We start from the raw sequence: 21,200 nt of genomic DNA on the forward strand, positions 1-21,200 counted from the left end.
GCCAATCTAGGCGGTATCGTGGCGTTCTGATCAATGACGGCGTTTCAAAAAATGCTCAAATTCTTGATTAATTGCTGCACGGACTTTTGGTTCATGCAAGTCGGCGTGTTCAGCATCCGTTCCACCCGTGACTTGGCTGACCACTTGTAAGTAGCCGAACAAGACTTGGCTGGGATCCAGATGGTACTGCTTGGCTAACGTGACCGCCAAGTCATAGCGGTCAGGACCTAATAAACTGGAATAATCCATCACTGTGTGCCTCCTTTCGCCTGCTCTAATTGATGACTCATCCGTAAATATGCGACAAAGTGAAAGATGATTCCGCTCGCCAGCAGAATCACCCCAAGCCAGACTGACCAGAACGTCGCAATGATTGCTAACGCGTAGATTGTTACACTACGCACCGGGTCCAGTTTGATTGCGGTATAGAAAGCCATGGAGACCCCCGGCTTTTTTAAGGCTTGATGGTGATGCAAATACGCATACATCAGGTAAAAGGTCGCAGAAATAAAGAGCGCGACCAAATCGTACACGATAAAAGCTGTCTGCATATCTTGGCGATTGCCAGTGGTTAACGCATCCGCCACTAACGACATCGGATAATCGATCAACGTAATGCTAAATAACATCAATAAGTTCAACATATTCAAATTACGGTCGATGCGTTGCAACATATTGAAATAATCATGGTGAAGCAGCCACAAAGTTCCGACGTAAAAATATGAAAAGACGTACGACAACATTAATGGCCACTGTGCCAGTATTGCTGGCAACAAGTGACCGGGCTGATAATTTGGAATATGAAATTCCAACACTAAGATGGTAATCAGAATCGCAAATATGCCATCGCTGAATGCCTGAAAACGGTCTGTTTTGATAACGTCACCCCCACAGCGTTTTAGGATATCATAACTCTGAATTAATTACTGTAATTAACTTTTCAAACTGGCGACAAAACCGCTAATCTCAGGACTGATATGGTAAGATTAGCGTAACAAAAAGTAATTGATGTGGGGGCGTCAAGACGAATGCGAAAATTATTGAAACCAAAATGGCTATTTTTATTTTTCTGGGGGATCGTGGTGTTAGCAAGTATTGTGATTTTGCCAAACATCACCACATTTGTGAATGAACAAACAACCATGCCACAAAATCAACGTACCACTGCCAAATACCAACAGCAATGGGGCCACGGACTAGCGGACACCCGTTCACTAACATTGGTCTTCAGCAATCCCAACGGTAAGTTGACGAAAGCGCAACACCGTCAAATCACCAAAGTGTTAGCGAAGTTGAATCGCAAAGCGGATACGTATGGGCTGGTGCAGCTCCGCATCGCGACTGGCATGACCAATGACCGCCAATTATTACGGTCCAACGATGGCTCGACCGAACTCGCTTTAGCGGCGGTCCAAACTTCTCGGGCCGACCTGCCGATCATTGCCAACCAACTAAACAACGCGATTGCTGCCGACGGGCTGACGACTAGTGTGACCAGTTCTGACCTGGTCTACCAGCAACACGTGTTACGGCAAGGACGCGCCTTACTGGTAGTCTATCTGATTGGGACGGTCATCACGCTGATGATACTCGGCCTGATTTTTAAGTCATTATTAGTGCCTTTATTAAACCTGGGCTGCCAGGCCGTCACCTTGATTACCACGGTCAGTTTCATTACCAACAGTCATTTGGCGTGGCACTGGCCACTCACGGCGAGTGCCTTGGGGCTAGCTGGGCTAGTCAGTCTGCTATTGACCCCGATTTTGACGTGGTCCTTCATGCGCGCATACTGGCGGTCGGCCGCGGATGAAACACCTGAAGCAGTTGGTCTCAAAATTTTAACGACCCACTATCGGCAATGGGGACTGACGATTATTCCGTTGATGCTGATCACCCTGATCGCACACTGAACAGCTTTCATCACGCTAGCCAGCGCCTGGACGATTGCGGTCGCCCTGATGATTACGCTACTCGCCGTTCCTACGCTGAATGATGCCTTTGTCGGTTGGCTGGGCGATAGCCTCTTTTGGCCTGGCACCAACGCTTGGCAACCACGGTCGCACAACCTATGGGGCCAGTTAAGTCGGTTTAGTCACTGGCAACCAGCCTTGGGAATTGTCGCCAGTGCGTTGTTGATTGTCCCGGGCATTCTCAGCGCCAATCAACAATTTGCGGACGATAATTTACGCCCCTGGCAGCAGGCCCAATTAACCAATGCAGAGCTCGGCCAACAACTGGTTCAAGCGCACTTTGGTACCGGTGCGACGGGGCCAATCACGATTACGCTACAAGGCACTCAGAACTTGACCAACCAACGCGCGCTCCAAACGATCGACCAGTTGACGCGTCAATTGACCGCGGTGCCAAACGTTAATCGTGTCATCTCAGTCACCCGCCCGACTGGCCAACCGATTGCTAGTTTTTACGTCAATAATCAATTGTCCGCCATCAATATTGATTTGGCGGGCAAACAAACCAGCGTGGCGCAACTGCAGCGAACACTGGCCAGTGATCAAAAAACGCTGAAACAAGCGGCAACAAGCAAGCACACTAAGTCCGTCGATCAACTCTCGGACCGCATCAATGATTTAGCCGATTTGAACGACCAATTAAATGACCAACTTAAAACAGTCAACAAACTGTTAACGCCGTCGACTGACGACGAACAACCGACCAAGCAGGCTGACTCTGAACAGCTACACCGCGCCTTGAGCAAGCTCGACCGCCTGACCAGCCGTACCACGACCGCACTCGACCACGTTGTCAGTGCCCAAACGGCCGTTGCGACCGAAGCTGGCCACGTCGATCAACACGTTCATCGCGTGACACAGTCGCTCAAGCAAACGACCGCACCGTTTAAAACGTTATTAGCGTCATTGACAGCCACCCACAGCTATTTGGAAAGCTTGGCTGACAGCGAAGTGGGCCACAGTTTCTACCTCCCCGCTAACGCCGCCACCAACCAAGCTTACCAGAACAGCTTGTTTACTAACGTTAGCAGCGATTCTAACATGACCCAACTGACCGTGCTCCTCAAAACAGCACCGGGTGACCAAGCCAGTCGGCAGACGTTGCGCCAGCTTGAAGCGGTGACTCACGCTAGTTTGTTGGCGACACCGCTTAAAGCTTCAAAAATCACAACAACGGGCATTACCGCGCAACAACAGGCCCGCCATCAGTTGGTCAGCCAACACGCGCTAAAATGGACTGTCGGCGTCGCGGGAATTCTAGTCATCGCCCTCTGGTTGGGCTTACGCTCGTTCCTACTGAGCGCCCTGGTGACCGGTGGTTTAGCTGCATTGGCTATCAGTAGTTGGGGCTGGACCCAGCTAATCATGACCCAGTGGCAACATGCCGGATTGTTAAGCAGCGCCGTCTTCCTCAGTAGCCTGGTGATCCTAGCGCTGCATTGGCTGACAGTCACCTTGATGGCGGTCGACCGTCAAAATTGGTTCCACCACTTTGATGCCCAGCGGTTACAGACCCACTTCTATGCTTGTGGACAACTCGTCTGGCCGGTCACGCTGCTGGAATGCGGCTACCTGTTGCCACTCTGGTTGACCGCTGCGCCTAATCTAAAAGGGCTTGCGCTGATGAGCCTGATTGGGATTGGCCTCAGTAATCTAATTGTGCCGGCGACACTGCCGGGCCTAATTCGTTGGACCGTCAGTTTTCCACGGTGGTCGCAACTACTGAAACGCCGCTCAGCGTGATGTGATGACACGACTACTCAGTACTGAATACTAATGATCAAGCTAGTTAAAGGCCGTTCTAAGTTGACTGTGTGTCGCTTAGAACGGCCTTCTAAGGTTACGATATTCTCAATTTGATGTCCACATTATCGCCGGCGCCACCAGTGATACCCCAACCACAATACGAGGCTACCGACCATGACCCCGCCAATTAACGTGACATTATAGGCGCGCCGTTTGATTCGATATGGTTGCGAGGTAATCGAATTCGGATGATCATGCTGAAAGTGGCCGATTCGTGCTGAAAACACTGGATCGCCAGTTCGCCTGTTCATCAGCTCAGTTGGCGTTACAGTACTAACTTGTTGTGAGACCGTTGCGATAAGCACAGTTGCCCGCGACTGAATGGTCGGTTGTTGCCGGGCGTGCGCCATCTTCCACTGACTCACACCACCAATTAGTATCATAATACCAATAATGACTAGGATTTTTAGCCACCATCGCGTCCGTTCTCCCCGCATGCGCAACGCCCCCATAATTGTGCCGATTTCTAATGATATTTCAGACCATACACGCTCCGAATGATTTTGGCACCCCAACGGATTCGTTGCGTCAACATCTAAACGAATGTCGTCCAGCAATTTCTAACGCCATATCTTAGGCGTTCAAAAAAGAACCCCAGCGCACTTGCTGGAGTTCCGTGTAAAACAACTCAATTGGATCTCTCATCCATCATGATGACTGACGCAATTTAGCCGTGCCGACGCCGCAGATAAACGACACCAGTTCCGGCCATCAACAAGCCGAGCAAGCCAGCGAGCATCATCAATAATGACGTTGGCGTTTCAGACGTTTGCGGGAGTCCCGCTCCGTGGCCTGCGCCAGCACCAGTGGTCCCCGTTCCTGCAGTCGTACCGTTCAAACCGGTTCCTGAGGCTAACGTCCCTGAACCATTTGAGGTAGTCACGCCTTGACTGGCAGATGGGTTACCAGCTCCCGGCAAACTTGGTGCTGGTACACCAGGCTGGCTAGGATTGGTTGGTAACGTTCCACTTGGTTGACTTGGTGTGGTGGTTCCAGGCACGCCTGGTTGACTCGGTGTGCTTGGGCCAGTGGTACCAGGCTGACTTGGTTGACCTGGTTCGGTCGTCCCGGGTTTACTTGGTTGACTTGGCTCAGTTGTTCCGGGTTTACTTGGTTGACCTGGTTGGCCCGGTTCAGTTGTTCCGGGTTTGCTTGGTTTGCCGGGTTCTTCGGGCTGTCCGGGTTCAGTTGTTCCGGGTTTGCTTGGTTTGCCGGGTTCTTCGGGCTGTCCGGGTTCAGTCGTCCCTGGTTCGCTTGGTTTGCCTGGTTCTTCGGGCTGTCCGGGTTCAGTTGTTCCTGGTTCACTTGGTTTGCCCGGTTCTTCTGGTTGGCCTGGTTCAGTCGTCCCTGGTTCGCTTGGTTTGCCTGGTTCTTCGGGCTGTCCTGGTTCAGTCGTTCCTGGTTCACTTGGTTTGCCCGGTTCTTCTGGTTGTCCTGGTTCAGTCGTCCCTGGTTCACTTGGTTTGCCTGGTTCTTCTGGTTGTCCGGGTTCAGTTGTTCCTGGTTCACTTGGTTTGCCTGGTTCTTCTGGTTGCCCGGGTTCACCTGGCTGACTTGGATTCGTGACTGGTTCATCAGTCGCGGAAACGGTCACCGCCGCGGTTTAACCGGCTTTGATCGTAAACGGCAATGGCGTTGCATTCAATTCATAGCCCGTTGGTGCAGCAGTTTCAACAAACTGGTAGTCGCCAGCTGTTAAACCGGTCACAGCCAATTGACCAGCCGCGTCGGTCTTCAAGTTGGATTGCAACACTTTACCATTAGCATCCCGTAGTTCGTAGACTGCGCCTGCTAAAACTTTCTTAGTCGTCGCATCCGTCTTCGTCAGCGTGACATCACCAGTCGCTGGTACGACCGGCATCTTCTGATCATCTTGACTCACTTCAATCGAAATCAGCGTTTTCGGTGTTCCCAAGGTAAAGGTCAATGGCTTGATGTTCAGCTCATAGCCTTCTGGGGCCTTAGTTTCAACGAATTGATAGTTTCCTGCTGCCAATTTTTCGACAATCAGCTGACCATTGGCATCCGTTGTTAAGCCGGATTGCAACACTTTGCCAGTGCTATCTTGGAGGTCATAAGTGGCACTAGCTAGCACGGCCTGTGTATCGGCATCATGCTTGGTTAACCGGACACTATAATCCTGCTGAGCGCTTCCGTTGCCACCAAACACAATATCGGCATCTGTCGCCACATCCAAACCATTCAAGGAAGCGGTATTATGCCAAACATTGCCAGCAGCGGAATCAACATTTTCTGGTTTCGTCCGATAATTCAGGACGAGCTTACTGGTTACATTCGTAAATGAAAATGTGATGATATTGCCATCAACCGCAACCGTTGGCGTCACTGTCCGACCAGGTACTTCCATCCCGTTCACGACATTGACCAAATACGCTTGAACGGTATCTGGTAAAAAGGTTTGGTTCGGTCCTAACGTATCCGTGATGACAATAGTCGGGTTATTCCCAGGTTGAACGGTGATATGCCAGAACAGCGTGGTCGGTGAACCTGCTTCATCCGACGTAAATATCGATCCACTCTTAGCAATGCTCCGTTCATCTCCCGAAATCGTTGAATTACCATTTGCGTTAATCGTTAACGTCCCGTGCCGATTCTGCAACCCACTGATTCGATCATTGAACGTGATGGTCCCCGTGGGATCTCCAGCCTTATACGTGAACGTTCCAATAGTTGCCCCATCGGCATCCACCACTGGAAAACTGACGTTGTTTTGAACCTTGACGTTAGCTGGAATACCTACCGTAACGGTATCACCGGCGTTCAAAACTTCAGAATCTGGAATCTGCCAATTATAGGTCACTTGATATGACGTGGTCGTATTCAACAAACTGGACGGTGGCATCAACTGACCGTTCTTATCATATACTTGAGCACTATTGGCATCGAGACCGCTGACACTTATTTCCTTGGCATGCGCCGTAGACCCCAACACAAATAACGTCAAAATTGCCATCAACACACTTAACAAAAAACCTATTCGCTTTTTTCGCATATGCTCCTCCCCCATTCAAAAAAAGCCAAACAACCTAACTTTTCCAGCCTAACCATCGGATGATAGCGGCCGAACGCCGGTCAGTCTTTTGCGCTAATCGGTTCCATATGTACAATACTGCAACTCACTAGATAGAGACGACTAATAACTTTCATTTGCCAACTAACTGAACAAACTGAATTCGCTTTCTTGCCCTGATTAAACGCATCATCCCTACACAAAAACCAGAAGCTTACTTGCCGCACTCAAAATATAATCAGCTATACGTTGTGCCAGTTCTTATTTAGCATTAAAGATGATTAAAACGTGCCGGCTCTTGAGTTCAAAAGCAGCCAGCTGAGGCCCGCTGGAAACAAAACGAATTAGCGTAAACCTGATTTGATAGCTGCGTCCTACACCGGCCTCCAGGAATTTCTGACAACGCTGGAACGCGATGGACACAGATTTAAGCCGACAGCCCACGTCTTAAATACTGGTCTTCCACTAACCAAGCACACAACGCTTGCTAAGTGGAATTTCATCGCTGAGCATTGTCAGAAACACCTTCCAGCCGGGGATGGTATTTGAAAGGAGAACATGTGCGGACTCAACTTTTTGTTGAATTAGTCGTTGATTCATAGTAGACAGTCATTTTGGTTATGAACTGTAAGATTAGTTTCAGGTAAAAGCAATCATACTCACGTTTTAATCATAGGAGCCAGCAGTATTCCTGAATATTATCAGAACTTTCTCTACTCGCTTAAGATGACGAAGCTTGAATACCAAACGAAGCCAAATTCTATGCACTAATTTCAAGGATAGTGGCTCTGAAATTAATGTATAATCTTAAAACCATCGTATCAGTATTCAAATGGGACAAGTTTTCAAGCTCAATAGATCATCACCGATTCTGATTTTTAAGGCCAGTCTCCTAGTAGTCGATGGCCAAATGTACCTAGATAGGCGGCCATTTATCTGCCATTCGAGCGGCTTCCCGACTGGAGGGGCTGGCTGACAATGCTCAAGGGCGAAATTTTTCTTGTCCGGGCGGTCTTCCCGGGCTAGAAGAAGACTCGTATTTGAAATTGCGCAGTGGGTTTCTGCGTGAGTTCAAATCGATGTCCGCCCTGTTCCAGCGTTGTCAGCAAGCCCCGGAAGTCGGACTAGGGCGCGCATCAGCTGACGAACAGAAATCTAAACTGGCACGTTTTAATCATGATTCATGACATATTACCTAGCACAATGCGTAATTAGCTTAAAAACGCAAAAAAACACCACGTCGCCGGTCAGTCGTAACCGGGTCGCAGTGCTTGAGATGTCTTGAATTCAGGATGCAGTTGACTTGTCAGTTAATTGGCAGGCGTCAATACTTTCACCATATTTTTATGACGCAAGCCGGCTTCCATAAATGGCGCGCCCGTTGGTTGATAGCCCAACTCAGCATAAAAACTCTGGGCCGTGACTTGTGCCCCTAACACCAGCTGTTGGTAGCCCTTCGCAGCCTCATCGACCGCAATTTGGTTTAAGAGCTGGCGTGCATACCCGTGGCCGCGTGCGGCCTTTAACGTGGCGACACGCTGAATATGGCCCGTCGTAGGATCGTTGGGCGTCACCCGTGCGGTGGCCACTGGCTTGCCCGTGTCATCATAACCAACATAGTGCCAAGTTGCTGGCGTAACCGTATCAATTTCCAAGGCCTCATCAATGTGTTGTTCTTGAACGAAGACCGCCCGTCGAATTGCGATGGCATCCGCATAAACGTCTGAGTCAATCTGATTACTCGTCTTGATTTTCATCTTATCGCCACTTTCCTTCTCAAATACTTTTGAGAATACGCGTTTATGGTATCGTCGTCAAATGTCGGTTCGAGCACAACACTAGTTTCGTTTGAAAACTCGTATTCTTAGCTTGTTTAATGTGCACCCTAGATTGTACAAGCCGGCTGAAATTAACGCATTCTTAAAATTGTTAGCGATTACGGAACTAGATGTTATGTTAAAATGATTTGATGACTGTTTATCGCGTCATATCCAAATTTGTTAAAAATGAGGTCTTTATCGATGTTTACCAAATTTCGCCAATACGTTAATACGCGAATTGGATTCTTTTGGCTACTAGTCTTTCTATTCTGGGCCAAAACGATTTATGCGTACTTAACTGAATTTGCGCTCGGCGTTGCGGATCCCTTGCAAGCGTTCTTAATGCTTGTCAATCCAATTGCAACGACGGTCTTCTTGTTTAGTCTGGCGTTCTACATTCGTAAAACCGGTGTATATTACTATATTTTGCTATTCATTGATGCATTGGACACCATTTTACTATATGCCAATGTCATCTATCACCGTGAGTTCACAGATTTCATGACTGTGAGCACGATCACCGGCGTCTCCAAGGTCAGTCAAGGGCTGACCGGCTCCTCATTAGCCTTAGCTAACTGGGGCGACGTGCTTTACTGGGCAGACATTGTCATCATCTTAGGTTTGGTGATTCTTCATCGCATTAAACAAGATCAGCGTCCGATTAAGAAGCACACCGCGTTTGCCTATACGTCTGCCGCGATCGCGGGCTTTGGGCTCAACTTAACACTCGCTGAATCCAACCGTCCCCAGTTATTGACCAGAACTTTTGACCGCACCTACATCGTCAAATACCTGGGACTCGACTCTTTCACGGTCTACGACGGCATCAAGGATGAACAAACGAACCATCAACGGGCCAGTGCGAAGAAATCCGAGCTGGACACCGTTAAGGATTATACGGAATCGCATTACGCCGCCCCAAATGCCAAAATGTACGGGATCGCTAAGGGTCGTAATGTGATCGTGATTCATCTGGAAAGTTTCCAACAATTTTTAATTGGTCAAAAAATCAATGGTAAGGAAGTCACGCCATTCCTCAATAAGCTGTATCACAGTCAATCAACTTACAGCTTTAAGAACTTCTTCCATGAAGTCGGTCAAGGGAAGACTTCCGATGCCGAAAACATGCTCGAAACGAGTACCTATGGCCTTTCAACGGGTTCATTGTTCTCACAATTAGGTTCAGACAACACGTTTCAGGCAGCGCCCGCGATTTTAAATCAACGGGCCAACTACTCTTCCGCGGTCTTCCACGGAAACGTCGCTAGCTTCTGGAATCGAAATAACACATACAAGAACATGGGCTATCAATACTTCTTTGATGCCAGTTATTTCGATACGACCGGTGATAAATCAACCGGTTATGGGCTAAAAGATAAGTTGCTATTCAAGGATTCCGTCAAGTACCTTGAACGACTCCAGCAACCGTTCTATGTCAAATATATCACCGTCACGAACCACTTCCCGTTCTCACTAGATAGTGAAGATACGACCTTCAAGACGACTGATACGAGTGACTCGGCCATCAATGGTTATTTCCAGACGGCGCATTATTTGGACCAATCGGTGAAGGAATTTTATACCTACCTCAAAAAGGCTGGTTTACTCAAGAATTCCATGATTGTTTTATATGGTGACCACTACGGCCTATCTAACAGTGAAAATTCAACGTTGGCGCCAATTCTTGGTAAATCGGCGGATGACTGGACGTCCTTTGACAGTGCCCAACTCCAACGGGTACCGTTCATGATCAACATTCCAGGCATCAAGAGTGGTAAGGTCGAATCGACTTATGGTGGTGAAATCGATGTTCTGCCAACGATTCTGCACTTGCTCGGGATTTCCAGCAAACGCTACATTCAGTTTGGGACCGACCTCTTCTCCAAGCAGCATGACAGTACGGTCGTCTTCCGGAATCGCGACTTCGTGACACCGAAGTACACCGTTCTCAGTGGTAAAATTTACGATAACGCCACTGGTAAACAAGTCGAAGATGATGAAAGTGTTCAGAAGAAAGTCGACAAGGATCAAAAGAAAGTCGACAAAGAACTGAGTCTTTCCGATTCACTCAATAACAAGAACTTATTGCGCTTCTACACACCGAAGAACTTTAAGAAAGTCGATGCGTCGAAGTACAACTACGCTGACGGGCTTGAAAAAGAAATCGACATTCAAAACAAGTTGGCTGGCAAATCAACGAGTTTGTACTCGAAGAACGGCAACAAGTCAACGGTCGATCTGTACAAGACGGATGCCCCAGAAGCGTCGCATAAGAAGACTGATTCAACTCGGATCAAGATTACCAATCCGGACGATACGGACAGTACGACGAGTTCTAGCAGCTCTAAATAATTGATTTGTAACAACGATATCCTGGTTAAGGGGTGCTCAACTGAGACCCTTAACTAGGATTTTTTGTTCCCACCGCAAGCCGATTGCCTGTCGTGACCGGTTTCATGATAGAATAGAATAAATTATATCCACTGACTAGCTGGGACGACCTGGCAATGGTCAACTTATTTTGAGAAGCGTGATGGTCGTCATCACGTGAAGGGGGCAATGCGCATGGGCGCTTGGCGTTTCTGGTGGGATAGTACCCGCCGTTTTTATAAAAATTGGGGAAGTTACGTGGCACTGATTTTCAGTACCAATCTGGTCATTAGTTATCTAGCAGTGCCCTTCTTCAATTGGCTTCTGGAAATGCTGCTGAAATGGCAAGGAGTCAGTTATGTCTCCTACACCAATGTCTTAAGCATCATTATTCGCACACCGATTGCAGCACTCGGCATGTTGGCCATTTTATTAGCCATCATTATTTTGATCTACTGGCAATTTGCCTTTTTATTACTGGGGATCATTAACATCTTCCGGGGACGCCCGCAAACGATTCGGCAAGTCTTACGGACAACGGTCACCAGTTTGACGCTGACCTCACCAAGCACCTTTCTGTTCTTTATCGGCTACTTCATTGTCATTCTGCCATTTGGGAGCTTCATTTTTACCACGCCCCTACTGAACAAGGCGCGTATTCCGGCCTTCATCGTCAGTTACTTGCTCGAGAATCCTTGGATGGCGCTGGGGCTTGCAGGCTTCCACTTGATTGCTGGGTATCTCGGGATCCGTTTAATCAGCTTATTGCCGCTCATGATCATCGACAGATTACCATGGAAGACTGCAGTTAAGCGCAGTTGGCAACAAACCAAGCACCGAACACTGCGGTACCTCTGGACGATGCTAGTAACCCTGTTTATGATTCTAGTCGCGGTCACCCTAATTTATATGCTGATTTACCTCGCGCAATTAGGATTTGATAAGACTGGAATTGCGATGGCCGCTGCGACGGTCAACTTGTTCATTATGGAAGCCATCACAGAAGTCATTATTTGCTACACGACCGCTGTTTTCATGATGCTGATCATCGTTTGTTACCGCCAAGATTTCACTCTACTTCGGCAAGCACCGCAACACTTTAACGAAGCACCGCGCCTAAAACGGTGGACCCGAGCCAGCGTGGCGATTGGGATTCTACTGGCGACTAGTCTACTCGTCGCGGTCAACCTCGTTTATTTAAACGGATTAGTCATCACCAAACCCATCATCATTTCTCACCGTGGGGTCGATGATGGCAATGGCGTTCAGAACACGATTCCGGCGCTCATCAAGACTAGTAAGGAACATCCTGATTACGTTGAGATGGATATTCAAGTCACCAAGGATCACCAGTTTGTCGTCATGCATGATCCGACCCTGAAAGCACTGGCTGGTATCAACAAGAAACCGAGCCAATTGACGCTAAAGCAGCTCGAAAAAATCACGGTGCGTGAAAATGGGCATCAAGCTAAAATTCCAAGTTTCGATGCTTACTTGAAGGCCGCCCGGCAACACCATCAGAAATTATTAGTCGAAATCAAGACCAGTTCCGCTTACACGTCTGCTGATACCAAACGGTTCATCAAGCGATATGGGGCAACACTGCTGGCACATCACGACCAGGTACACACGCTGAGCTACAAAGTGATGCGCGACTTGAAGCGGCTCGACTCACAACAGTTCGTCAGTTACATTTTGCCGTATAACTTGACCTTCCCGCATACGGACGCCAACGGATACACCATGGAAGTCACCACGCTCAACGACCAATTTGTCGATAAGGCCGACCGCAATCACAAGACGGTCTACGCCTGGGATATCGACGACACTGACCAAATGGACCGAATGATGTTCATGGGCGTAACGGGCATCATCACTGACAACCTGAAAGAAATGCAACAGGAAGCCAAGAGTAACACCGACCATCCGAGCTACGCCAAGCTACTCTTGACCTTCATGAATGAATTAAGCTTGACTAGTAATGAATAAGTTCGATTAACGGTTGGACATTGACTTGGCACACAATCGTGCGCGTTATTGTTAAGCATGAAAAATGATTGAATCATACCAATTGTTTGGCTTACTGTTCGTCTGCCGGTGATCGTCTTAGTCCGACTTCCGGGGCCGGCTGACAATTGCTGGAACGTAAGCCGACGTCGATTTGAACTCACGCAGAAACCCACCGCGCAATTTCAAATACGAGTCTTATTCTAAGCCGGAAGAAGACCACTTCCAGCTAAGAATAATTTGGCTACTGAGCATTGTCAGCCGGCCCCTACAGTCGGGAACCCACTCGAATGGCGGATAAACGGCCACCTACCTGGGTACAATTGATCACTGAATATTTTGCGACTGGTCCTTCAGGCAAACTTTTTTGAATCAGTATTTATGATGATTTATGGTATTCAAATGCTGACAAGCTTTCCTAAAGGTTAGTGTCTAATTCAATAGTAGAGGCTTACAATCAGACGATAAAATTGCCGTTTGCACAGGGTTTAAGGCTTTACCGAGAGCTGACTCTGCCAATATTCTACGATACTGATGGTTCACTGCCTGATAATATGGACAAAGCGGCTTAATATTATCGGTAGCTAGCCTGACATTTGACCGTCAAAATAACTGGTTACCAAGAACTAACGACTAGTTTATTTAAGGTTGAGTCCACACATGTCCGCCTTTCGAATACCATCCCCGGCTGGAAGGTGTTTCTGACAATGCTCAGCGATGAAATTCCACTTAGCAAGCGTTGTGTGCTTGGTTAGTGGAAGACCAGTATTTAAGACGTGGGTTGTCGGCTTAAATCTGTGTCCATCGCGTTCCAGCGTTGTCAGAAATTCCTGGAGGCCGGTGTAGGACGCAGCTATCAAATCAGGTTTACGGCTAATTCGTTTTGTTTCCAGCGGGTCTCAGCTGGTAGCTTTTGAACTTAAGAACTGTCACGTTTTAATCATCATTCATACCAAATGAGCGTAGACGCCTACTTTCTGTCAAAAGCTGGCTGAACACTTTTGTCCAATTGCATCTTCATTAAAGGATATAAATAGCGGCAATCGGTAATCATTAAATTGATTATCGATTGCCGCTATTTCACTTCTCAAGCGTTGATTAATTACATTTTTTCAAACAACGTCGTACTGTGCAGTGGGCTGCGCCGTTCTGGGTATAACGTCATCATCAGTTGATTGACTGCGTTCGGTGCTTCACCAAAGCCACTCGCAATCAAGCCAAGTTTGCCCGGATAAGTGACTGTATCACCAATCGCCGCAATGCCCGGAATATCCGTCTTCATTTCAGTGTCGACCGTAATCAGCCGGTGAGCCATCGTTGGCGTGACGTGCCAGTTGCGAATCACCTTGTTATCCGCAATAAAGCCATAGTTGACGATCAAATCATCAACTGCTAACGTCTCTTCAGCCGTACCGCGAACTTCCTTCATCGTCAATTGTAATTGCCCGTTGTTGAGTTCCGCCAGTTGTTTGATGAGAAATGGCGTCTTGATTTGAACGGACGAGGCCTTCAATAGGTCGACGTTATGTTCCATTCCGCGAAAACGGTCGCGGCGATGCATAATGTAGACTTGCTTGGCAACTGGTTCCAACATCAATGCCATATCAATGGCCGAATCGCCACCCCCGGCAACTAAAACAGTCTGGTCCTTGAACCGGTCAACACTTGGAATATGATAGAATAATTGCTTGTTTTCAAACGTCGCCGCGTTATCAACGGCCAATCGGCGGGGTTCGAATGCCCCGCTCCCAGTGGCGACAATAATTGCTTTGGTATGTGACTGTTCACCATTTGCGGTCGTCACCGTAAAGTCTCCCATGGCCCCCGTCACATCCGTAACCGGGCAAGCCAACCGGACATCAATTGGAAATTGGTCCAGTTGTTTGGCCAATTGGGCGACCAACTCACGCCCCTTAATTGCCGGATAGCCGGCAACATCATGAATCATTTTTTCAGGATAGAGTGCCTGAACCTGTCCACCTAATTCGGGCAGACTTTCTAATAATTGGACGCGGGCGTTCCGCATACCGGCATAAAAAGCCGCAAACATCCCCACGGGTCCGCCACCAATAATTGTTAAATCGTAATCTGAACTCATCGTTTCCCAGCTCTCTTGTATGTAGATTTGTTGCTTCTAATTCTAGTGGATTCTGGGAGGGTTTGCAAAACCAAATTTGTCGATTTGTCTTAAATTAGGCTCAGATTGCTAGTATGACGCGAAAAACGTTTTGTCGCGGTGCATGCCCCCAATCCATCGCCATATCGGCTTAGGTTGCGGTGTTGCACAAAGTTTTATTATACTCCCCCGCCCAACGCTACCGGTGCGTAAAAGCTTGCTAACAGATGCCGGTACAAGTTGCGTCATCTTCATTCACGCACTGATTCAACTTTATCCGCATAGTCAAAGCAGACAGACTATAATAGAAGCTGAAAGCAAGGTGGGAAACATGCGGCACAACAAAATCATTAAAATTATGGCGGTCATCAGCGCGACTCTGATCGTCTGCTTAGGAACTTATTGGCAACACCGACTCATGCCACTAAAAAAAGTCCAGGTCAATCAAACGTCGATTCCAACGATTTTCGTGGGCGGCGACTACGCCCGGGCCTTCTCGACGGCGGGCTTTGTCCACCGTTTGACCGCGGCACACCTGATGACTAAAGGCCTGATCGTCCATGTCAGTCAATCTGGACACGTTAGCGTGCAGCAGTTTGCCCCACTGAAAGCTAATCCTACGATCCAAGTGATTTTCGCGGATAACCACCATGCGAAACGACAAGCCCGCCAGTTTGCGACCGTCATTGCAATTTTGGCTAAACGTTATCACGTCACCCGCTACAATGCGGTCGGCCACTCGTCTGGCGGCAACATTATTTTTGACTACCTGACAGCAAACATTGACCACCCCGCCAAGATCAACAAGTTTGTCACGATTGGCTCGACTTATCCGGGAGTGACTCGCAAAACAATACAACAACTGCCGACCCGTTTTCCAGTCCTGAACATCGGCGATCAAATCTGGCAGACAACTGGCGATGGCGGCGTCAAACTGGATGATGTTTTAAAATTCAGTCAGCAACTCCGCGCAGCCGGTTGGCACCCACAAACGACCATCATCCACGGCAGTCCGCTAACCGCCGAACACTCGATGTTGCATATCAACCCGCAAGTTGACTTGCGCCTCATCCAGTTCCTATATGGCGTCATCAATTGAGAACCTACCAAACAGTCCTAGTCTCGACCGGCTTGATTTACCGCTATCCACAGGCAATCAAGCCGGTTTAGTCATGATGGTTAGTAAACTCGACGAACAACACCTAAGCGTACTATTAAATTGTACAACAGTGGTAAACTATGGGTAATTTAATAGCAGGGGGTGTTTACCATGCGCAAAAGGTGGCAATGGTTGTTATTAGCTCTAACGGGACTCTTCTTATTGATGTTTAGTCCCCCATTGATCAGTCAAGCGCGAGAAGTGATTGAAGCGACTGGTAATGATGTAAATAGTGCAGTTATCAAAGATAGCGCAGGCAACGTGATTTCGCATGATGCGCAATTGCCTGCCGATGCAGACTATACCGTCAATTATAAATGGCGTATTCCAGACAATGTTAAGATTACGGCCGGCGATACCATGACGTTCCAGGTTCCAGCCAACGTCACGATTCCAGCCGATGACTCGTTTCCAATGACCGGGACCATTGCGGGTTCTAGTGGTAACTTCTTCATTGCAGCTGGCTCCCATACCGGGGTCGTGACCTTCAATAAGATCTACCAATACGCAACAGTCAACCGTTCTGGATACGTTCAACTGGATGTTAAAGGGACTGTCCCAGAACATCCCGGAAACTTATCGCCAATTTTGTTAGATAAAACGGCAGCCTGGGAAGACCCGGCCGATCCGTACCATATCATTTGGACCGTCCACGTCTTACCAAACGAGAACGAACTGGCCGATCCCAGCTTCGTTGACACTTTAGGACCCGACCAAACGTTTGTCGCCGGTAGCGCTGTGCTACACGATGCAACTGGTAATGCAATTCCAGTCACCGCAACGACAAACGGTAATCAGGTCACGTTTAACGCCAGTGGTAACTATGTGACTGAGCTGACGCTGACTTATAAGACGCAAATCGACCCGAAATCCGAAACCGCTGTCTTTACTAATGATATTGAATACACGGATAAAAATGGTAACCGTGGTTCAGCTGATTCGAGTATCGATAAGCCTAAGGTCGATGTTCCGGAGAATCCTGGGGTAACTGAGCCTAATAATCCGGACGAGAATGAATCGTCAGAAGAACCTGGTGTGACTGAGCCTGAAAAACCGGGTACCTCCACGCCGGAAGAACCCGGTGTCACGGAACCTGAAAAGCCTGGCACTTCTACGCCGGAAGAACCTGGTGTCACGGAACCGGAAAAACCAGGGACCTCTACTCCTGAAGAACCGGGCGTCACTGAACCAGAAAAACCTGGGACCTCTACGCCGGAAGAACCTGGTGTCACGGAACCTGAAAAGCCTGGCACTTCTACGCCGGAAGAACCTGGTGTCACGGAACCTGAAAAGCCTGGCACTTCTACGCCGGAAGAACCTGGTGTCACGGAACCTGAAAAGCCTGGCACTTCCACTCCAGAAGAGCCTGGTGTGACTGAACCTGAGAAACCGGGCACTTCAACTCCAGAAGAACCTGGTGTCACGGAACCTGAAAAGCCTGGCACTTCTACGCCGGAAGAACCTGGTGTCACGGAACCTGAGAAACCGGGCACTTCAACTCCAGAAGAACCTGGTGTCACGGAACCAGAAAAGCCTGGCACTTCTACGCCGGAAAAACCTGGCGTGACTGAACCGGAAAAGCCAGGTGTCACTCAGCCCGAAAAGCCTAGCGTCACCACGCCAGAACGGCCTAACGGGGAAACGCCGTCGAAGCCGAGCGTGACGGCACCAAATACTTCTAAGCCAAGTCAGCCAGGCGCTGGTGCAGCCAATACACCATCCGTCTCTGGTCAGCCAACCGTCGACAATGGCGGTGCTGGTAACAATTCCGCTGCTGGACCAAGTACCCTTGCTAGCGCACCGTTTTACCGTTCACCGCTAGCATCGTCCACGAACGTGCCACTGACAACGACACAATCGGCTGGCGCTTTACCAGCCACTGCCGCAGCGGCATTCGCCGGTTCCACAACGGCGCGGCACTTGCCACAAACTAATGAACGTTCCAGCTCGTGGTTGATCTTACTCGGATTAGTCATCTTGTTAGCCGTTCTTAGTTACGTTTTTCTTCGTCGTCAACCACATCATCGCTCCTAACTCATGTATTTAAGTTCTAAAACGAGCCGTTCAAGTCCAACCTCAGTTAACGCTGAAATGGCTTGAACGGCCCGTTCTTTGTGTTACTTATTCATCCGCGATACGTGCTAAGTTGCCTTAACATAAGCAGCATCATGCTACCCAGTACGGCATCGATTGCAATCATTAATCCGTTTCGCGGTCTAATTGCTCCAAGGCGGTCTTTAACTGTGCCTGGGCCGATTTATCTAATGACGGATACGCTAATGGTAATTCAGCAAGTCGCTGATTAATGATTTCAGACACGCACAGCCGTGAATACCACTTGCTGTCTGACGGAATGACGTACCATGGCGTCTCCTTGGTGGCCGTCTGCGTAATCGCGTCATCATAAGCTTGCTGATAGTCATCCCAATACTGCCGTTCTTGAATATCGGCAGCGGAAAACTTCCAATTATGACTTGGAATCTCAATGCGGCGAATAAACCGCTGCTTTTGTTCCGCTTTCGACATGTGCAAGAAGAACTTCAAAACTAAGTAGCCGTTATGTTGGAGATAATCTTCAAAGTACCGTAAATCACCGAAGCGCCGTTCAAAAAACGCGTCGTCGACTTGCTTTTTATAGGCAATTTCACCGATATGTTCGTTGACGATAATCTCAGGATGAACACGGCTCACCAGCACGTCTTCATAATACGACCGGTTAAAAATCCCAATCATCCCGCGCTTGGGGACCCGCTCGTGAATCCGCCACAGATAGTCATGGGCGATTTCTTTACTCGTCGGCTGTTTGAATGACGTGACCTCACAGCCCTGCGGATTAACCCCGCTCATGATGTGGCGAATCATACTATCTTTGCCCGCAGCATCCATCGCTTGAAAAATAATCAGGACGCCAAACCGGTCTTGGGCATACAATTTACCCTGCAGCTCGGTCAGTTGCTTGATATTCTTGGCAATCTGATTCTTGATGACCTTTTCATCCTCAAACTCCGGGTCGACCGTCGTCGCTAATTTGGTCAATCCGAGCTTCTGCTTACCGGTATAGCGATAATGCTTTTCAAAATTCACGTCGCATCCGCCTCCCCGTTTAGCGGTAATCTACTAATGTCGACAATGGTTGATGGTCTGCCATTTTACCCGCAACGGCCGCCTTGCCAATTGACACCAGCAATAGCGGCTGATAGCGCTGGGCATCTAAGTTTAAAATCTTAGTGAACCCGGCGGCATCAAAACCAGTCATCGGATTGGTATCGTAGCCATGGTCCTTGGCGACCAGCATGAATTGCATCGCGATCAACCCGGTATCTAAGGCCCCAATCGTATCTGAATGTTGAGCTGGTGCGTCCCCTTGTCCCGGTTGAAACGCGGGCGTTTGATGCTGATTTTCGCGATCCAAGACGAATAACACGACCGCACTAGATGTGGTCAATTGACTGGTATTCCCAGTGGCTGCACATAACTGTTCGCGGAGTTGCGCATCCGTGATGACCAGTGCGCGAATCGGCTGCTGATTCAAGACAGTCGGTGCCAGAAACGCAGTCTGTAACATCTGATTCATTTCTTCGGGTTCAATTTTAGTTTGGCCGTCATATTTACGAACAGAATGACGGGCGTTAATTACTGTTTCTAATGGACTTTGAGTGGTCATTAGCTTCACCTTCCTTGACTTTCAGTATAAGTCAGTCAGGAAATTTGTGCCAGTAAGCGTTTTACCAAACGAATCCCGAACATTTTATAGCCTAATCCACATTTAATTCGCTGCTAGCCGTTGTCAGCGTCCACTGAAACGTTTACAATTAAATCATAGCATTACAGCGCTTCAGACCTAACTAGGGAGGATGTTTTTCATGGCAAAACGCAAAATGATTTTAGACTTGGACACTGGGATCGACGACGCAATGGCAATTGCTTATGCAGTCGGTGCGCCCGACGTTGATTTGATTGGTATTATTAGTTCATACGGGAACTGCCTGGTCGACCAAGCCGCCATTAATAGTTTACAAATCTTGGAATTACTGGGTGCAACGGACGTCCCTGTCTTTCTAGGCGAACCTCACTCCAGTACGACCGAGCACTTTGATGTCATGCCGATTTCACAACAAATCCACGGGATGAACGGGATCGGTGACGTCGAACTACCCGCACCAAAACGTGCCGTTGAAAAACAATCTGGCGTTGATTTCTTGATTGACGCTGTTCACCAATATGGCGCTGATTTGACCCTTGTGCCAACCGGTCCACTGACCAACCTGGCCGAAGCACTCGAAAAAGCCCCAGACATCGCCAGCACAATTGGCAACGTGACCTTGATGGGTGGTGCACTCACGGTTCCTGGTAACGTCAGCCACTACGCTGAAGCCAACATCAACCAAGATGCCGAAGCCGCCAATGCCGTCTTCACTAGTAATATGCCGTTGACGATGGTCGGCCTCGACGTCACGTTACGGACGTTATTGACCAAGACTGAAACCCAACAATGGCGCGACTTGAAGACGACGGCCGGCGAAAAATTCGCGGACATCGTTGACTACTACATCGCCGCCTACGACATCACCAGTCCAGATTTGCACGGTTGCGCATTGCACGATCCACTGGCAGTCGGCGTTTCACTCGACCCAAGTTTCGTCACGACACTTGATCTGAATATGTACGTTCAAGCCAGCGGTGAAGGCTACGGTCGGACGATTGGCGACCCTGCCCGTTTGAACGACCCAACGAATGTGACCGTCGCCTTAACTGTCGATAAGGACCGTTATTTGAAGACCTTCATGGACTACTTAACGACGCTGTTCAAACAACACTAGGCTTGCTGTAAAACTGGAATAATTCATTACAAATTTATTAATAAACACAAACAGTGTCGTCAGACTGAATTCAGTTTGACGACACTGTTTTTATCTGAATA

The 21,200-nt window shown here is 48.5% G+C and carries 16 protein-coding genes; 7 read left to right on the forward strand and 9 right to left on the reverse strand.

Going from position 1 to position 21,200, the window contains the following annotated elements:
- Positions 1–30: 30 nt before the first annotated feature.
- Both KGF65_RS01670 and KGF65_RS01675 read right to left on the reverse strand, forming a co-directional pair.
- The gene (locus tag KGF65_RS01670) at positions 31–249 is read right to left on the reverse strand and encodes a hypothetical protein (RefSeq protein ID WP_003639318.1); all 219 of its coding nucleotides are present in this window, start codon (positions 247–249) and stop codon (positions 31–33) included.
- Positions 249–878, reverse strand: a complete 630-nt coding sequence (locus KGF65_RS01675) for a TMEM175 family protein (protein ID WP_216747977.1) — start codon at positions 876–878, stop codon at positions 249–251. The genes KGF65_RS01670 and KGF65_RS01675 overlap by 1 nt, the downstream gene beginning before the upstream one ends.
- 150 nt (positions 879–1,028) lie before the next feature.
- Between KGF65_RS01675 and KGF65_RS16955 the strand changes: the two genes are divergently transcribed.
- Both KGF65_RS16955 and KGF65_RS01680 read left to right on the forward strand, forming a co-directional pair.
- Positions 1,029–1,910, forward strand: coding sequence for an MMPL family transporter (locus KGF65_RS16955; protein WP_253954351.1), 882 nt, complete (start codon positions 1,029–1,031; stop codon positions 1,908–1,910).
- Positions 1,911–1,958: 48 nt separating this feature from the next.
- The gene (locus KGF65_RS01680; RefSeq protein WP_253954350.1) at positions 1,959–3,713 is read left to right on the forward strand and encodes a hypothetical protein; all 1,755 of its coding nucleotides are present in this window, start codon (positions 1,959–1,961) and stop codon (positions 3,711–3,713) included.
- 125 nt (positions 3,714–3,838) lie between these two features.
- On the opposite strand, the gene KGF65_RS01685 is transcribed toward KGF65_RS01680, so the two are convergent.
- From KGF65_RS01685 to KGF65_RS01695, 4 genes are all read right to left on the reverse strand, one after another.
- On the reverse strand, positions 3,839–4,213 hold the full coding sequence (locus KGF65_RS01685; protein ID WP_105924046.1) for a hypothetical protein: 375 nt from the start codon (positions 4,211–4,213) through the stop codon (positions 3,839–3,841).
- Positions 4,214–4,443: 230 nt separating this feature from the next.
- The gene (locus tag KGF65_RS17380) at positions 4,444–5,370 is read right to left on the reverse strand and encodes an LPXTG cell wall anchor domain-containing protein (RefSeq protein WP_313819548.1); all 927 of its coding nucleotides are present in this window, start codon (positions 5,368–5,370) and stop codon (positions 4,444–4,446) included.
- A gap of 9 nt (positions 5,371–5,379) precedes the next feature.
- Positions 5,380–6,789: a SpaA isopeptide-forming pilin-related protein gene (locus tag KGF65_RS17385; RefSeq protein ID WP_313819547.1), complete on the reverse strand. Its 1,410-nt coding sequence runs from the start codon at positions 6,787–6,789 to the stop codon at positions 5,380–5,382.
- Between the two features lie 1,328 nt (positions 6,790–8,117).
- On the reverse strand, positions 8,118–8,564 hold the full coding sequence (locus KGF65_RS01695) for a GNAT family N-acetyltransferase (protein ID WP_101873115.1): 447 nt from the start codon (positions 8,562–8,564) through the stop codon (positions 8,118–8,120).
- 264 nt (positions 8,565–8,828) lie between these two features.
- Here KGF65_RS01695 and KGF65_RS01700 point away from each other — a divergent pair, with 264 nt between their 5' ends.
- Together KGF65_RS01700 and KGF65_RS01705 are read left to right on the forward strand one after the other, a co-directional pair.
- Positions 8,829–10,979 carry an LTA synthase family protein gene (locus KGF65_RS01700; RefSeq protein ID WP_216747932.1) on the forward strand — a complete coding sequence of 717 codons (2,151 nt, stop codon included), beginning with the start codon at positions 8,829–8,831 and terminating at the stop codon, positions 10,977–10,979.
- A 213-nt stretch (positions 10,980–11,192) separates the two neighbouring features.
- Positions 11,193–12,986 carry a glycerophosphoryl diester phosphodiesterase membrane domain-containing protein gene (locus KGF65_RS01705; RefSeq protein WP_216747933.1) on the forward strand — a complete coding sequence of 598 codons (1,794 nt, stop codon included), beginning with the start codon at positions 11,193–11,195 and terminating at the stop codon, positions 12,984–12,986.
- A 1,120-nt stretch (positions 12,987–14,106) separates the two neighbouring features.
- Here KGF65_RS01705 and KGF65_RS01710 read toward each other — a convergent pair.
- A complete protein-coding gene (locus KGF65_RS01710) occupies positions 14,107–15,102 on the reverse strand; it encodes an NAD(P)/FAD-dependent oxidoreductase (RefSeq protein WP_101873112.1) in 996 nt (331 codons plus the stop codon).
- 349 nt (positions 15,103–15,451) lie between these two features.
- On the opposite strand from KGF65_RS01710, the gene KGF65_RS01715 reads away from it, so the two are divergent.
- Both KGF65_RS01715 and KGF65_RS01720 read left to right on the forward strand, forming a co-directional pair.
- Positions 15,452–16,219, forward strand: a complete 768-nt coding sequence (locus tag KGF65_RS01715) for an alpha/beta hydrolase (protein ID WP_216747934.1) — start codon at positions 15,452–15,454, stop codon at positions 16,217–16,219.
- Between the two features lie 171 nt (positions 16,220–16,390).
- Complete coding sequence (locus KGF65_RS01720; RefSeq protein WP_216788186.1) at positions 16,391–18,313, forward strand: LPXTG cell wall anchor domain-containing protein; 1,923 nt, start codon at positions 16,391–16,393, stop codon at positions 18,311–18,313.
- A 165-nt stretch (positions 18,314–18,478) separates the two neighbouring features.
- Here the strand turns inward: KGF65_RS01720 and KGF65_RS01725 are convergent, their stop codons facing one another.
- Both KGF65_RS01725 and KGF65_RS01730 read right to left on the reverse strand, forming a co-directional pair.
- Positions 18,479–19,363, reverse strand: coding sequence for a polyphosphate kinase 2 family protein (locus KGF65_RS01725; RefSeq protein WP_216747936.1), 885 nt, complete (start codon positions 19,361–19,363; stop codon positions 18,479–18,481).
- A 19-nt stretch (positions 19,364–19,382) separates the two neighbouring features.
- The gene (locus KGF65_RS01730) at positions 19,383–19,943 is read right to left on the reverse strand and encodes a nitroreductase family protein (protein ID WP_216747937.1); all 561 of its coding nucleotides are present in this window, start codon (positions 19,941–19,943) and stop codon (positions 19,383–19,385) included.
- 199 nt (positions 19,944–20,142) lie between these two features.
- On the opposite strand from KGF65_RS01730, the gene KGF65_RS01735 reads away from it, so the two are divergent.
- A complete protein-coding gene (locus KGF65_RS01735) occupies positions 20,143–21,099 on the forward strand; it encodes a nucleoside hydrolase (protein ID WP_216747938.1) in 957 nt (318 codons plus the stop codon).
- The last annotated feature ends 101 nt before the right edge of the window (positions 21,100–21,200 follow it).

The organism is Lactiplantibacillus sp. 30.2.29 (assembly GCF_018991255.1).
GTDB classification, from domain to species: Bacteria; Bacillota; Bacilli; order Lactobacillales; family Lactobacillaceae; genus Lactiplantibacillus; species Lactiplantibacillus pentosus.